We start from the raw sequence: 13,241 nt of genomic DNA on the forward strand, positions 1-13,241 counted from the left end.
GAGCGGGGCGGTGTGGCGGCCGGACGGAAGCCCGGCCGTACGGTCAGGCTGCGCCTTTGATGGCGACGCCCTTTTCCTCGAAGAAGGATTGCAACTCGTTGGCCTGGAACATCTCGCGCACGATGTCGCAGCCGCCGACGAATTCGCCCTTCACATAGAGCTGCGGAATGGTCGGCCAGTTGGAATAGTCCTTGATGCCCTGGCGCAGCTCATTGGAATCGAGCACGTTGACGCCCTTGTAGTCGACGCCGAGATAGTCGAGGATCTGCACGAGCTGGCCGGAGAATCCGCATTGCGGAAAGCCGGGCGTGCCCTTCATGAAGAGAACGACGTCGTTGCTCTTCACCTCGTTGTCGATGTAGTCGTTGATTCCGCTCATGGATGATCCTTTCACGCCTCTGGGAGCCAGGCGGCAAACACATAGCCTTCAAATAGCTCCCAAGACCGCCCGAAACAAGCCGGTTGTCCCTCTGCCGGGAAGATGGCGCAAGCTTTGGCGCGATTTGGGCTAAAAACCTCCGCTCCCAGGTGATGAAGAGACCCAATCTCACGGCGATCCTCGCAGGCGTGCTTGTGGCGGCAGCGGCGGCGGCCGAAGCCGCCATTGCGCCTTGACGCCGGGGTGCCGCAGACCTGCCGCGATCTGGGTTTCGAGGGTGCCGCCTATATCGTGTGCGAGATCGATCCCCGCACCTACGACATCGGCCTTGCCAGGCTGGATGCGCAGGGCAGGCCGTACGGCTCGGTCAAGGCCTATGCCAAGGCCATGGCGGACGCCGGCAGGGCGGTGCTGCTCGCCATGAACGCCGGCATGTACCACAAGGACCTGTCGCCGGTCGGGCTCTACGTGGAAGCGGGCAGCCGGCAGGCGCCGCTCAACACGGCCGATTCGGAAGGCAATTTCTTCCTGAAGCCGAACGGCGTCTTCTTCATCGGCAAGGACGGGAAAGCAGGGGTGCTGGAAAGCACGGCCTATGCCAGGGCAAATCCCGATGTTTCCTACGCCACCCAGTCCGGCCCGATGCTGGTGATCGATGGGCAATTGCATCCGCGCTTCGAGGAGAACGGCGCCTCGCGCTATATCCGCAACGGGGTCGGCGTGCGTGCCGACGGCACGGTGGTGCTGGCGATCTCACGCACCATGGCGAGCCTCGGCAGCTTCGGCCGCCTGTTTCGTGACGCGCTCGGCTGCCCGAACGCGCTGTTTCTGGACGGTGCGGTTTCCGCGCTTTCCAACGGCAGCCGCATGCTCGTCGGCGGCGACTTTCCCGCCGGGCCGATCCTGACGGTGCGCACGAGGAAATAGCGCCTGTCTTCTTTCCCTGTGGGAGAAGGTGGGTCGGCGCGAAGCGCCGAGACGGAAGAGGGTTTATGGATGGGATGAGGCGCTGGCGAAAAGCCATACCCTCATCCGGCTTCGCCCGCACTGTGCTCGGGCTCTGCCACCTTCTCCCGCAAGGGGAGAAGGCAAAGGTGGTCTACTCCGGCGCGCTGGTCTGCAGCGCCAGCGCGTGCAGCACGCCGCCCATATTGCCCTTGAGCGCCTCGTAGACCATCTGGTGCTGCTGTACGCGGCTCTTGCCCCGGAAACTCTCCGCCACGACCTCGGCGGCATAGTGCTCGCCATCGCCGGCAAGGTCGCGGATGGTCACCTTGGCATCGGGGATGCCTTCCTTGATCATCCGTTCGATATCGCGCGCGTCCATTGCCATGCCGTATTCCTTGCTCAGGCTTCCATGAATTTCGGAAACCACGATTCGTGTGCAGCCTTGAGCTGCTGCACTGATATGGCACGCGCCTGACCGAGTTTCAAATCGCTGCCGCCGGTCGTGCCGATCGCCTGCGCGGAAACCCCCAGGCTTTCCAGCCTGGCCCGGATCGCGTTCGTTTCCGCGCCCTCGGGCAGCGTCAGCAAATAGCGGCCCTGGTCTTCGCCGAAGAACGACGCGACCGGATCGGCACCCGAAGGCGCGGAGACCGTCGCGCCGATGCCCGACGCCATCGCCATCTCGGCCAGCGTCACGGCAAGGCCGCCGTCGGAAAGGTCGTGGCAGGCGGTGACGGCGCCCGACGTGATCAGTTCGCGCACCGCGTCGCCCACCTTTTTTTCATGGTCGAGGTCGACCGGCGGCGGCGGTCCGTCCGTGCGGCCATGGATGTCGCGCATGTAGACGGACTGGCCGAGATGCGTGCCCCATCCGGCCGGCGCGCCGACGAGCAGGATCGTCTCGCCTTCCGCCGCGAAGCCGATCCGCGCCATCTTCGACCAGTCGGCAATCAGGCCGACGCCGCCGATGGTCGGCGTGGGCAGGATGCCGCGCCCGTTGGTTTCGTTGTAGAGCGATACGTTGCCGGACACGATCGGGAAGCCGAGCGTGCGGCAGGCATCGCCGATGCCTTTGATGGCCCGCACGAACTGGCCCATGATCTCGGGCCGCTCGGGATTGCCGAAATTGAGGTTGTCGGTCGCCGCCAGCGGCAGGGCGCCGGTGGCGGTCAGGTTGCGCCAGCATTCGGCCACCGCCTGCTTGCCGCCTTCATAGGGGTCGGCCTCGCAGTAGCGCGGCGTCACGTCGGAGGAGAAGGCGAGCGCCTTGGTGGCGTGGCCCTCGACGCGCACGACGCCGGCATCGCCGCCGGGAATCTGCAGCGAATTGCCCTGGATCAGCGTATCGTACTGCTCCCATACCCAGCGGCGGGAGGAAAGGTCCGGTCCGCCGAGCATCCGGACGAGCGCATCGGCGATGTCGGCCGGCGGCACGTCGCTCGCCGCCAGCGGCGCGGGCCTGGCCGGTTCCACCCACGGCCGGTCATATTCCGGCGCCTGGTCGCCCAGTTCCTTGATCGGCAGGTTGGCCACTTCCTGGCCCTGATGGAGGATGCGGAAGCGCAGATCGTCGGTGGTGTGGCCGACGATGGCGAAGTCGAGACCCCATTTGATGAAGATCGCCTCGGCTTCCTTCTCCTTTTCGGGGCGCAGCACCATCAGCATGCGCTCCTGGCTTTCGGAGAGCATCATCTCGTAGGCGGACATCTGCTCTTCGCGCACCGGCACCTTGTCGAGGTCGAGTTCGATGCCGAGGTCGCCCTTGGCGCCCATCTCCACGGCCGAGCAGGTCAGGCCGGCCGCGCCCATGTCCTGGATCGCGATGACCGCGCCCGACGCCATCAGTTCGAGGCAGGCTTCGAGCAGGCATTTTTCGGTGAAGGGATCGCCCACCTGAACGGTCGGGCGCTTCTCCTCGATCTTGTCGTCGAATTCGGCCGAAGCCATGGTCGCGCCGCCGACGCCATCGCGCCCGGTCTTTGCGCCAAGATAGACCACCGGCAGGCCGACGCCGGAAGCCTTCGAATAGAAAATGCCGTCCGTCTTCGCGAGACCGGCCGCGAAGGCGTTCACCAATATGTTGCCGTTGTAGCGGGCGTCGAAATTCACCTCGCCGCCGACGGTCGGCACGCCGAAGGAATTGCCGTAGCCGCCGACCCCGGCCACGACGCCGGCCACCAGATGCCTGGTCTTGGGATGGTCCGGCGCGCCGAAGCGCAGCGCGTTCATGGCCGCGACCGGCCGCGCGCCCATGGTGAAGACGTCGCGCAGGATGCCGCCGACGCCCGTCGCCGCGCCCTGATAGGGCTCGATATAGGACGGGTGGTTGTGGCTCTCCATCTTGAAGACGACGCAGTCGCCGTCGCCGATATCGACCACGCCGGCGTTCTCGCCCGGCCCCTGGATCACCACGTCGCCCTTGGTCGGCAGGGTGCGCAGCCATTTCTTGGAGGATTTGTACGAGCAATGCTCGTTCCACATGGCGGAGAAGATGCCGAGTTCGGTGAAGGTCGGCTCGCGTCCGATCAGGTCCAGGATGCGCTGGTATTCGTCGGGCTTCAGCCCATGGGCGGCCACCAGGTCCGGGGTGATCGGGCGGGTGTTGGAAACGGTCATGGGCGAGACGGGTCCGGGGCGTTTCGATCTTGGCCCCTCATATAGCAAGCGCCGCGATGTTACACCCCATGGAGGGCCGTAAAACGCCAAAATCACAGCAGTTGCCGGCGACGCTCAGAGCGCTTTTGAAAACCGTCGTAATTTTCGAAAGCGCTCTCAGCCGAAGCTGTCGTAGCCGGCCCGGCCTTCATCCAGCAACCGGCGGATGATGCCGACGCCTTGCTCGACCTGCTCGCGCGACCGGGGCTGCGAGATGCCGAAGCGGATGCGGTGGAAGACCTGTTCGGAGCGTCCGGCCTTGAACTCGTCCTCGTCGTCCACGAGCACGCCGTTTTCCTGCGCCGCATGCTTGAACGTGCCCGAAAGCCAGGGGTCGGGCAGGGTCAGCCACACGAAGGGAACATGGTCGTGGGCGACGAACTCGAACCCGGCCAGCCTGTCGCGCACGATGCCGATGCGGGCGTCGATCTCGTCGAGGCTGCGGCGGCGGATCTGCGCGGCATGACCGGAGAGCACGAGCTGGCAGCACAGTTCGGCAAGCAGGAAGGGCATGCCCCCCGTCAGCATCTTGTGGGCGACGCGGATGCGGTGCTGGTAGGCCGGCGGGCAGGACAGCCAGCCGCCGCGCACGCCGGCCGCCACGGATTTCGACAAGCCGCCCGCCACGATGGTGCGCTCGGGCGCATATTCGGCCAGCAGCGGCGTGGCGTCGCCGGTCAGCGCGCCGTAGAGGTCGTCCTCGATCAGGATCACATTGTGCTGGCGCGCGATGCGCGCGATCTCCTGCCGCCGCGCCGCCGGCAGCGTGGCCAGCGTGGGGTTCTGCGCCGTCGGCATCAGGAAGATCATCTTCGGGTGCTTCTGTGCGCAGACATGCTCGAAATCCTCCGGGTCGAGCCCGTCCCGGTCCGAGGCGACCAGCGCGATGCGGCGGCCGACCAGCCCGGCGCTGCGCGAGATCTGCGAATAGGTGAGATGCTCGAAGGCGACGGTGTCGCCCGGCACCGTCAGCGCCGAGATGGTGGAGATCACGGCGGCATGGGTGCCCAGCGTCGGAACCACGGTGTCGGGCCGGGGCTGGAAGCCGTTGCGCGCCAGCCAGCGGCTGCCGGCTTCGAACCAGCGCTCCGGGAAGTTGCGCGTATAGCTGGAGATTTCGCCCGGATGGTTGCGGGCGATGTGCGCCAGCAGCTCGGTTATCGCCGCCCCCTGTCCGATATCCGGCGCGGCGGTGCTGTCGAAGCGCAGCTTGTCGCTCGGCGCGTCCAGAAAGCGCGTGCCTTCCTCCATAAGGGCCGGCGCGGCGAGGGGACCCGCAATCGCGCCGGCCGTCGGTTCGGCGGCGTGCCGTCCCAGCACATAGGTTCCGCGCCCGACTTCGCCGCTGACCAGCCCGCGCTCGCGCAGAAGCTGGTAGGCGCGGCCGATCGTGCCGACCGTCGCGCCGATATCGTAGGCGAGGTTGCGCTGCGGCGGCAGCTTCGTCCCCGCCGCTATCGTGCCTCGGTCAATGTCCGCTTCGATCCGGTCCGCGAGGCGCTGGTAGAGCGGGCCGGTGCCGGAGAGATCGGGAAGCCAATTTGTCATGGTGACAATTTTCTACATTGCACCGAGCAAGGAGTCAAATCATACATATTGTACCTTTTGTAGCGCAAATATTTCGCAGCACGGTGGCATAAAATGGGTACAATCGATACAATCAATCTGGCGCGAACAGGTTTCAGGCGCGTTCCCGCCGACACTTTCGCGCGACGGATGGGGCGCCTGGTCAGGTCGCTTTTCATCTGGATCGACCGTCTGCTGGAGCACCGCCGCAGCCGTCTGGCCCTGCTCGAACTGACCGACGACCAGCTCAAGGATATCGGCATCTCGCGCGCCGACGCCTATCGGGAAGGCACCCGCCCGTTCTGGGAGTGAGCAATGGCTGCGCGTGCGGGGCCGGGTTCGCATCAGATGCGATCGGCCGCCCGCATTGCGTCATTCCGCCGGGCGGCCCCGCGGGTAAGCGGCCTGCGAGCAACCTCTCAGGCGGCGGCGCCGCATTCCTTGCTGCCGGTCTGCCAGCGCTGGATGTCGGCGCCGATGCGGTCGCCGACCGGCTCGCTCATCAGCGGTCCGAACACTTCCACCCGGCTGGAGCCGCCGGTTGCCTGCACGACCAGCAGGGGCTTGCCGCCATAATGCTTGGCCGGCACCAGCAGGAAACGCGGCGTGCCGCCGAAATTGTTCAGCTCATTGGCCATCTGGTAGGACTTGAAGGCCGGGTCCTTGCTGGCGATCCAGCATTTGTGCGCGGCGATCGCCACCTGTTCCATCGCCTGCAACGAAGCGCTCTTGCCCGAACCCGGCGAGGGGGTTTTCGTGCTGGACTGGCACGCGGCAAGCGCCAGCGCGGCAATGCCGAGAGCGGCGGCGCCGGCGATGGGGAAGCGTTTCGTCATGCGTCGGCGCTCCGGCTTCGGGGGAGGGCGGTGAAGGATCGTGCGGAACTCAGGCGGCCAGTCCGAGCGCGCCTTCGAACAGCGCGCGGCCGTCGATGCCGCCATGCGCGGCCTCGATCAGGTTTTCGGGATGTGGCATCAGCCCGAGCACGTTGCCCTTGTCGCCGATGATGCCGGCGATGTCGTTGATCGAACCGTTCGGGTTGGTGCCTTCGGCATAGCGGAACACCACCCGGCCTTCGCCCTCGATCCGCGCCAGCGTCTCGGCGTCGGCGAAATAATTGCCGTCGTGATGCGCCACCGGGCAGCGGATGACCTGGTTCGGCCGGTAGCCGCGCGTGAAGGCGGTGTTGGCGTTGGCCACCTGCAGCTTCACCTCGCGGCAGACGAATTTCAGCGAGGCGTTGCGCATCAGCGCGCCCGGCAGCAGCCCTGCTTCCAGCAGGATCTGGAAGCCGTTGCACACGCCGATCACCATCACGCCCTTGGCGGCCTTCTCGGCCACGGCGCGGATCACCGGCGAGCGGGCGGCGATGGCGCCGCAGCGCAGATAGTCGCCGAAGGAGAAGCCGCCGGGGATGGCGATCAGGTCGACGTCCGGGATTTCGGTGTCGGTCTGCCAGACGGTGACCGGCGCCTTGCCGGAAATCTTGGTCAGCGCCGCGATCATGTCGCGGTCGCGGTTCAGGCCCGGGAGCAGGACGACGGCGGATTTCACGTCAGGCGATCTCCACCGCGTAGTTCTCGATCACCGTGTTGGCCAGCAGCTTGTCGCACATGGCCTTGAGGTCGCTTTCGGCCCGGGCCTTGTCGGTGCCGTCCAGTTCCAGGTCGAACACCTTGCCCTGGCGCACGGAACCGACGCCGCCGAAGCCGAGGCCCGAAAGCGCGTGCTCGATCGCCTTGCCCTGCGGGTCCAGAACGCCGTTCTTGAGGGTGACGGTGACGCGGGCCTTGATCACGCCGGGCTGCTCCTGTCTTGAGAAGTGGAACTGGGCAGACCGCTCAATGCGGCTTGCCCTTGGGGTTTCCGGAAGCGACGAGCACCGGGCCGGTCGGCCGGGGCGGCTCGTTCTCGTTCATGATGCCGAGCCGGCGCGCGACTTCCTGATAGGCCTCGACCAGCCCGCCCATGTCGCGGCGGAAGCGGTCCTTGTCGAGCTTGTCCTGGGTGGCCACGTCCCACAGCCGGCAGGAATCGGGCGAGATCTCGTCGGCCACGACGATGCGCACCATGTCGCCTTCGTAGAGGCGGCCGCATTCCATCTTGAAGTCGACGAGCTGGATGCCGACGCCGAGGAACAGGCCGGAGAGGAAGTCGTTGACGCGGATGGCCAGCGCCATGATGTCGTCGATTTCCTGCGGGCTCGCCCAGCCGAAGGCGGTGATGTGCTCTTCCGACACCATCGGGTCGTCCAGCGCGTCGGCCTTGTAGTAGAATTCGATGATCGAGCGCGGCAGCACCGTGCCTTCCTCGATGCCGAGGCGCTTCGACAGCGAGCCGGCGGCGACGTTGCGCACCACGACTTCCAGCGGGATGATCTCCACTTCCTTGATCAGCTGCTCGCGCATGTTGAGGCGGCGGATGAAGTGGGTCGGGATGCCCATGCGGTTGAGATGATTGAAGATGTGCTCGGAGATGCGGTTGTTGAGCACGCCCTTGCCGTCCACCACCTCGTGTTTCTTCTTGTTGAAGGCGGTGGCGTCGTCCTTGAAGAACTGGATCAGCGTTCCGGGCTCAGGCCCCTCGTACAGGATCTTGGCCTTGCCTTCGTAGATGCGGCGGCGTGATTTCATCTGATTTTTTCTCGGGTTCGAGGGGCAGGCGCTGCACCGGTCCCTTTCCTGGGCGGCGTCGTCGTGCCGCAATGGGTTTCAAGTCGGGTCTCTAGCGCAATCGTGCGGTTTGCTCAATCGACAAATCCGGTCAATCACCTGCCTTCCACGGCGCAATGCCGCATAATGGCGCATAGCCTAGCATATTGACCGGACGGGGGCTTTCGGTTTGTGTTCTGCAAACCCATATTCTGCGCCACCGAATCGCAATTCCACCCGGAGGAAAGCATGAACCAGATGAAGGACCGCGAAGAGAGCTTCGAGCGCAAATTCGCGCATGACGAGGAATTGCGCTTCAAGGCGGCCGCGCGGCGCAACAAGGCGCTCGGCCTGTGGGCGGCCGAAAAGCTCGGCAAGAGCGGCGCCGCCGCCGACGCCTACGCCAAGGAAGTCGTCGTGGCCGACATCGAGGAAGCGGGCGACCACGACGTCTTCCGCAAGATCCGCCGGGATTTCGACGCCGCCGGCGTGGCCCAGTCCGATCATCAGATCCGCCGCACCATGGACGAGCTGATGGCGCAGGCCATCGAGCAAATCAAGAACACCTGATCCCGTCCAAAGTCCGGCCGACCGGCCGCCCGATCCCCGTCGGGCGGTTTTTCTTTGCATTTCCAGTCCGCTCCGGTTGAAACTGGAACCCGACAGGAAGAGGAGTTCGCCCCATGTCCCTGAAAACCCGGCTGGAGGCAGGCGAGACCCTGTGCACGGCGTGGTCCGGCGTTCCCGACGCGCTGACCGTGGAAATCCTGGCGGCGCAAGGCTTCGACGCCGTCACGCTGGACATGCAGCATGGCGGCCACAACGAGGACAGCGTGCTGCGCGGCCTGGCGCCGGTTCTGGCCGCTGGAAAGCCGGCGCTGGTGCGCATCCCGGTCGGCCGCTTCGACATGGCCAGCCGCGCGCTGGATTTCGGCGCCGAGGCGGTGATCGCGCCGATGGTCAATTCGGTGGCCGACGCGAAAGCCTTCGCGGCTTCGATGAAATATCCCCCGCTCGGCGAGCGCTCCTGGGGCCCGACCTTCGCCTTCCCGCGTCACGGCAAGGGCAGCCAGGCCGACTGGCTGGCGGCAAGCAACGGCCGCACGATGGCGTTTGCCATGGTGGAGACGCGGGCGGCGCTCGACGCGCTGGACGGCATCCTCGAAACGCCGGGCATCGACGGCATCTTCCTCGGGCCCTCCGACTTCTCGATCGCCTGGACCGATGGCCGCACGGTCGATTCCACGCTGGAAGAGATGATGGAGACCGTCGCCTGGGTCGCCGCCCGCAGCCGCGAGGCCGGCAAGCACGCCGCCATCTATGTGATCGACCCGGCGATCGCCGGGCGCGTGGTCAAGATGGGCTATCAGCTTCTTGCCATGGGCTCCGAGCATTCACTCCTCGCGCTCGGCGCCAGGACCCTGCTCGCCGACGTGAAGAAGTCGATCGGGAACTAAGCCTTCAAAGCCTCGACATGAAATGCGCGAAGGTCATCGACCCTTCCGGCCATGGCCCATGCCCGGATTCCGCGTTGAGGTGTCCCGCCTCGCCTGCATCGACGAACAGCGAGCCCCAGGCTGCGGCGATGTCCTCGGCCACGTCGAAGGCGCAATAGGGGTCGTTGCGGCTGGCGATGGTGATCGACGGAAAGGGCAGCGGATCGCGCGGGTAGGGCCCGAAGGTCATCAGGTGCCTCGGCCTGATCTTCGGATTGGCGACGTCCGGCGGCGCCACCAGGAAGGCGCCCGCCACCTCGTTGCGGAAATGCGGGATCGACTGGATGACGGTCGGCACGCCGAGCGAATGCGCGACGACGACCACCGGCCGCTCGGCCTCGTTGACGGCCTGGATCATGTTGGCCGTCCAGTCCTCGCGCACCGGCTTCGACCATTCGGCCTGCTCCACGCGGCGTGCGGTCGATAGCCTTTGCTGCCAGCGGCTTTGCCAGTGGTCCGGACCCGAATTGGTGTAGCCCGGCACGATGAGGATGTCTGCGTCCTTGACCTTCATGCCGCGCATGTAGCGAGCAGGGCCGCAGGATGCAACGTCGCAGGCATCGTATCGCAATGGTGAACGGCGTGTTCCGCTTTGGCTGGCTTGTGTGAACGATCCGGAAGCACGATGTTTGCGGGCAGGACAATTGTCGCGCCGGGGATTTGCGGGCGCGGAAGATCGGCCGGTTCGGCCGGATGGAGACGATGATGAGCAATCTGCCTTTTGCGGCCACCACCCCGATCAGCGTGGCCCGCGTCGGCCTGAAGGCGAGGAACGCCGCCGCGCTCGCCGATTTCTACAGCGCGGTCGTCGGGCTGGAGCAGCTTTCGCGCGACGGCGAGACGATCACGCTGGGTTCAAAGGACCGGCCGCTGCTGGTGATCGAGAGCGACCCGGCCGCCAAGCCGGACGATCCGCGCTCGGCCGGCCTGTTCCACACCGCCTTCCTTCTTCCCGGCCGCGCCGATCTCGGCCGCTGGCTCAACCACGCCATCGCAAGGAAGATCCCGGTGGACGGCGCCTCCGACCACATCGTCAGCGAGGCGGCCTATCTCACCGACCCGGAAGGCAACGGCATCGAGATCTACGCCGACCGTCCGCATGAAAGCTGGACATGGAACGGCGGGCAGGTGGCGATGGCGACCGACCGCATGGACATACCGGGCGTGATCGGTTCCGTTCCGGCGGGCGATCCGGGCTGGCAGGGCGCTCCGGAAAATACCGTCGTCGGCCATGTGCATCTGCGCGTGGGCGATCCGTGGCAGGCCGAGGACTGGTGGCACCGGCAATTCGGTTTCGACACGGTCGCAAGATACGGCTCGCAGGCCGTGTTCCTGTCATCCGGCGGCTATCACCATCATATCGCCGGCAACACCTGGCAGAGCCCCGGCGCGGGCCGGCGGGACCCGCAGCGCAGCGGATTGTCCTGGGTGGAACTGCGGTCTACCGACGCAAAATCGCCGGAAACCTGTGAAGACCCGTGGGGCACCGCCATCCGGCTGGTTCCCGGCAAGCCGGCCTGAACCGGTCGCTGGGCCGGCCGCGGAGAGCCTCGGCCGGCAGCAGCAGGACCTACTTGCCCACGATGATCTGGTTCGAGGCGGGCGCGTCCTTCGTGTCGGTGGTGGCGAAGTAGCCTGAAAAATAGAGCACGGCGGCAAACAGCAGCGCTGCCGTCGCGAAACCGCGCATGAACCATCCGGCGTGGTCGCGCCGACTCTCGTGATCCAACTCTTGTTCAGGCATGGTCAGGTCTCGCGTGAATCGCCTTCAAACGCGGCGCGGCCATGCCCGGTTCCGGCCTTCAGGCTTTCCCGAACACCCGCTTGAAGATCGTATCGACGTGCTTGGTGTGGTAGCCGAGGTCGAACTTCTCGCGGATATCGGCTTCGGAGAGCGCTGACGTCACATCCTTGTCGGCAAGCAGTTCTTCAAGGAAATCCTTGCCTTCCTCCCACACCTTCATGGCGTTTCGCTGCACCAGCCGGTAGGCGTCCTCGCGCGAAACCCCGGCCTGCGTCAGCGCCAGCAGGACGCGCTGCGAATGCACCAGCCCGCGGAACCTGTCCAGGTTCTTCTGCATGTTCTCGGGATAGACCAGCAGCTTGTCGATCACGTTGGTCAGCCGCGCCAGCGCGAAATCCAGCGTGACGGTGGCGTCCGGCCCGATCATGCGCTCGACGGAGGAGTGCGAGATGTCGCGCTCGTGCCACAGCGCCACGTTCTCCATGGCCGGGAAGGCGTAGGAGCGCACCATGCGCGCGAGACCCGTCAGGTTCTCTGTCAGCACCGGGTTGCGCTTGTGCGGCATGGCCGACGAGCCTTTTTGGCCGGGCGAGAAATATTCCTCCGCTTCGAGCACTTCCGTGCGCTGCAAATGGCGGATCTCGATGGCCAGCCTTTCGATCGACGAGGCGATGACGCCGAGCGTGGCGAAGAACATGGCGTGGCGGTCGCGCGGGATGACCTGCGTGGAAACCGGCTCCGGTTTCAGGCCGAGCTTCGCGGCCACATATTCCTCCACATAGGGATCGATATTGGCGAAGGTGCCGACGGCGCCGGAAATGGCGCAGGTGGCGATGTCCTCGCGCGCATGCACCAGCCTGTCGCGGGCGCGGGAAAATTCGGCATAGGCTTCCGCCAGCTTGACGCCGAAGGTGGTCGGCTCGGCATGGATGCCGTGGCTGCGGCCGATGGTGACGGTGTCCTTGTGCTCGAAGGCGCGGCGCTTCAGCGCCGCCAGCAGGGCGTCGATGTCGGCCAGCAGGATGTCGCTGGCGCGGGTGAGTTGCACCGCGAGGCAGGTGTCCAGCACGTCGGACGAGGTCATGCCCTGGTGGATGAAGCGCGCGTCCGGCCCGACGAATTCGGCGAGATGGGTGAGGAAGGCGATGACGTCGTGCTTCGTCACCCGCTCGATCTCGTCGATGCGCTCGACGTCGAATTTGGCGGCGTTGCCCTTTTCCCAGATCGTCTTGGCGGCCTCCTTGGGGATCACGCCCAGTTCGGCCAGCGCGTCGCAGGCATAGGCCTCGATCTCGAACCAGATGCGGAAGCGGGTCTCGGGCGACCAGACGGCGACCATTTCCGGCCGGGAGTAGCGCGGGATCATAAGTAAACCCTTACTTATCTTTCAGCTATTTGCCGCGTCCTAACAGAGCGCGGCCGAATGCTCAACGCGCCTGCGGCAGAAAGCGAACGCGGGACAAGCGGCTTTTTGCATGAATCAATGCAGCCAATTCCGTCCTGTGCCGTTTCTGGCAGGTCAAACGGAGGACTTGCCATGAACGACGTAGCCAAGATTCGCGAGCATATGGAAGTCGTCGGCGCCGATGGCGTCCATATCGGCACGGTCGACGGCGTGGAGGGCGACCGCATCAAGCTCACCAAGGCCGATAGCGGCATGGGGAGGACCCACAAGGGCCATCACCATTATATTCCCATCGCCCTGCTTGCCGAAGTGGACGGCAACAAGGTGTGGCTCTCGGCCAATTCCGACGTGGCGGCTGAAATGTTCGAGGAGGAGAAGTCCGACCGGACCTGACCCT

Annotated in this window: 16 protein-coding genes; 6 read left to right on the forward strand and 10 right to left on the reverse strand. The window is 65.6% G+C overall.

The genetic code is table 11. The features are described 5' to 3' along the window. Nucleotides 1-43 precede the first annotated feature (43 nt). Nucleotides 44-379: a Grx4 family monothiol glutaredoxin gene (gene grxD / locus QU595_RS05445; protein WP_315919661.1), complete on the reverse strand. Its 336-nt coding sequence runs from the start codon at nt 377-379 to the stop codon at nt 44-46. A 225-nt stretch (nt 380-604) separates the two neighbouring features. Between grxD and QU595_RS05450 the strand changes: the two genes are divergently transcribed. Continuing rightward, nucleotides 605-1,306, forward strand: a complete 702-nt coding sequence (locus tag QU595_RS05450; RefSeq protein WP_315919662.1) for a phosphodiester glycosidase family protein — start codon at nt 605-607, stop codon at nt 1,304-1,306. A gap of 172 nt (nt 1,307-1,478) precedes the next feature. Here QU595_RS05450 and QU595_RS05455 read toward each other — a convergent pair whose 3' ends face one another. The 3 genes from QU595_RS05455 to QU595_RS05465 form a co-directional block, all read right to left on the reverse strand. Further along, entirely contained in the window at nt 1,479-1,712 is a 234-nt protein-coding gene (locus QU595_RS05455; protein WP_315919663.1) for a BolA family transcriptional regulator, read from the reverse strand. A gap of 14 nt (nt 1,713-1,726) precedes the next feature. Then, nucleotides 1,727-3,943: a phosphoribosylformylglycinamidine synthase subunit PurL gene (gene purL / locus QU595_RS05460; RefSeq protein ID WP_315919664.1), complete on the reverse strand. Its 2,217-nt coding sequence runs from the start codon at nt 3,941-3,943 to the stop codon at nt 1,727-1,729. A gap of 156 nt (nt 3,944-4,099) precedes the next feature. Next, a complete protein-coding gene (locus QU595_RS05465) occupies nt 4,100-5,530 on the reverse strand; it encodes a PLP-dependent aminotransferase family protein (protein ID WP_315919665.1) in 1,431 nt (476 codons plus the stop codon). A 93-nt stretch (nt 5,531-5,623) separates the two neighbouring features. Here QU595_RS05465 and QU595_RS05470 point away from each other — a divergent pair, with 93 nt between their 5' ends. Then, the gene (locus QU595_RS05470; RefSeq protein WP_315919666.1) at nt 5,624-5,860 is read left to right on the forward strand and encodes a DUF1127 domain-containing protein; all 237 of its coding nucleotides are present in this window, start codon (nt 5,624-5,626) and stop codon (nt 5,858-5,860) included. Nucleotides 5,861-5,967: 107 nt separating this feature from the next. On the opposite strand, the gene QU595_RS05475 is transcribed toward QU595_RS05470, so the two are convergent. Genes QU595_RS05475 through purC form a run of 4 tightly spaced genes read right to left on the reverse strand, consistent with a single transcriptional unit; the run spans nt 5,968 to nt 8,181 of the window. Beyond that, entirely contained in the window at nt 5,968-6,384 is a 417-nt protein-coding gene (locus QU595_RS05475) for a hypothetical protein (RefSeq protein ID WP_315919667.1), read from the reverse strand. Nucleotides 6,385-6,433: 49 nt separating this feature from the next. Further along, nucleotides 6,434-7,102, reverse strand: a complete 669-nt coding sequence (purQ, locus tag QU595_RS05480) for a phosphoribosylformylglycinamidine synthase subunit PurQ (protein WP_315919668.1) — start codon at nt 7,100-7,102, stop codon at nt 6,434-6,436. 1 nt (nt 7,103) lies between these two features. Further along, a complete protein-coding gene (purS, locus tag QU595_RS05485; protein WP_315919669.1) occupies nt 7,104-7,346 on the reverse strand; it encodes a phosphoribosylformylglycinamidine synthase subunit PurS in 243 nt (80 codons plus the stop codon). A gap of 43 nt (nt 7,347-7,389) precedes the next feature. Beyond that, nucleotides 7,390-8,181, reverse strand: coding sequence for a phosphoribosylaminoimidazolesuccinocarboxamide synthase (gene purC, locus QU595_RS05490; protein ID WP_315919670.1), 792 nt, complete (start codon nt 8,179-8,181; stop codon nt 7,390-7,392). A gap of 267 nt (nt 8,182-8,448) precedes the next feature. Between purC and QU595_RS05495 the strand changes: the two genes are divergently transcribed. Next, nucleotides 8,449-8,769: a DUF1476 domain-containing protein gene (locus tag QU595_RS05495; protein ID WP_315919671.1), complete on the forward strand. Its 321-nt coding sequence runs from the start codon at nt 8,449-8,451 to the stop codon at nt 8,767-8,769. A 113-nt stretch (nt 8,770-8,882) separates the two neighbouring features. Then, the gene (locus QU595_RS05500; protein ID WP_315919672.1) at nt 8,883-9,656 is read left to right on the forward strand and encodes an HpcH/HpaI aldolase/citrate lyase family protein; all 774 of its coding nucleotides are present in this window, start codon (nt 8,883-8,885) and stop codon (nt 9,654-9,656) included. Between the two features lie 4 nt (nt 9,657-9,660). Here the strand turns inward: QU595_RS05500 and QU595_RS05505 are convergent, their stop codons facing one another. Beyond that, nucleotides 9,661-10,209 (reverse strand): alpha/beta hydrolase, encoded by a 549-nt coding sequence (locus tag QU595_RS05505; RefSeq protein WP_315920718.1) that lies wholly within the window; start codon nt 10,207-10,209, stop codon nt 9,661-9,663. A 191-nt stretch (nt 10,210-10,400) separates the two neighbouring features. Here QU595_RS05505 and QU595_RS05510 point away from each other — a divergent pair, with 191 nt between their 5' ends. Beyond that, nucleotides 10,401-11,216 (forward strand): VOC family protein, encoded by an 816-nt coding sequence (locus QU595_RS05510; protein WP_315919673.1) that lies wholly within the window; start codon nt 10,401-10,403, stop codon nt 11,214-11,216. A 281-nt stretch (nt 11,217-11,497) separates the two neighbouring features. Here the strand turns inward: QU595_RS05510 and purB are convergent, their stop codons facing one another. Then, nucleotides 11,498-12,805 carry an adenylosuccinate lyase gene (purB, locus tag QU595_RS05515; protein WP_315919674.1) on the reverse strand — a complete coding sequence of 436 codons (1,308 nt, stop codon included), beginning with the start codon at nt 12,803-12,805 and terminating at the stop codon, nt 11,498-11,500. 171 nt (nt 12,806-12,976) lie between these two features. Between purB and QU595_RS05520 the strand changes: the two genes are divergently transcribed. Further along, nucleotides 12,977-13,237: a DUF2171 domain-containing protein gene (locus tag QU595_RS05520; RefSeq protein WP_315919675.1), complete on the forward strand. Its 261-nt coding sequence runs from the start codon at nt 12,977-12,979 to the stop codon at nt 13,235-13,237. Nucleotides 13,238-13,241: the final 4 nt, after the last annotated feature.

The organism is Mesorhizobium sp. SP-1A (assembly GCF_032460275.1).
GTDB lineage: Bacteria > Pseudomonadota > Alphaproteobacteria > Rhizobiales > Rhizobiaceae > Mesorhizobium.

Bases quoted from the DNA above. Each gene is read 5' to 3' on its own strand.
- QU595_RS05505 (WP_315920718.1), bottom strand. From the start codon at position 10,209: ATGAAGGTCAAGGACGCAGACATCCTCATCGTGCCGGGCTACACCAAT.
- purL (WP_315919664.1), bottom strand. From the start codon at position 3,943: ATGACCGTTTCCAACACCCGCCCGATCACCCCGGACCTGGTGGCCGCC.
- purB (WP_315919674.1), bottom strand. From the start codon at position 12,805: ATGATCCCGCGCTACTCCCGGCCGGAAATGGTCGCCGTCTGGTCGCCC.
- purC (WP_315919670.1), bottom strand. From the start codon at position 8,181: ATGAAATCACGCCGCCGCATCTACGAAGGCAAGGCCAAGATCCTGTAC.
- grxD (WP_315919661.1), bottom strand. From the start codon at position 379: ATGAGCGGAATCAACGACTACATCGACAACGAGGTGAAGAGCAACGAC.
- QU595_RS05470 (WP_315919666.1), top strand. From the start codon at position 5,624: ATGGGTACAATCGATACAATCAATCTGGCGCGAACAGGTTTCAGGCGC.
- QU595_RS05520 (WP_315919675.1), top strand. From the start codon at position 12,977: ATGAACGACGTAGCCAAGATTCGCGAGCATATGGAAGTCGTCGGCGCC.
- QU595_RS05495 (WP_315919671.1), top strand. From the start codon at position 8,449: ATGAACCAGATGAAGGACCGCGAAGAGAGCTTCGAGCGCAAATTCGCG.
- QU595_RS05500 (WP_315919672.1), top strand. From the start codon at position 8,883: ATGTCCCTGAAAACCCGGCTGGAGGCAGGCGAGACCCTGTGCACGGCG.
- QU595_RS05510 (WP_315919673.1), top strand. From the start codon at position 10,401: ATGAGCAATCTGCCTTTTGCGGCCACCACCCCGATCAGCGTGGCCCGC.
- QU595_RS05475 (WP_315919667.1), bottom strand. From the start codon at position 6,384: ATGACGAAACGCTTCCCCATCGCCGGCGCCGCCGCTCTCGGCATTGCC.
- QU595_RS05455 (WP_315919663.1), bottom strand. From the start codon at position 1,712: ATGGCAATGGACGCGCGCGATATCGAACGGATGATCAAGGAAGGCATC.
- QU595_RS05465 (WP_315919665.1), bottom strand. From the start codon at position 5,530: ATGACAAATTGGCTTCCCGATCTCTCCGGCACCGGCCCGCTCTACCAG.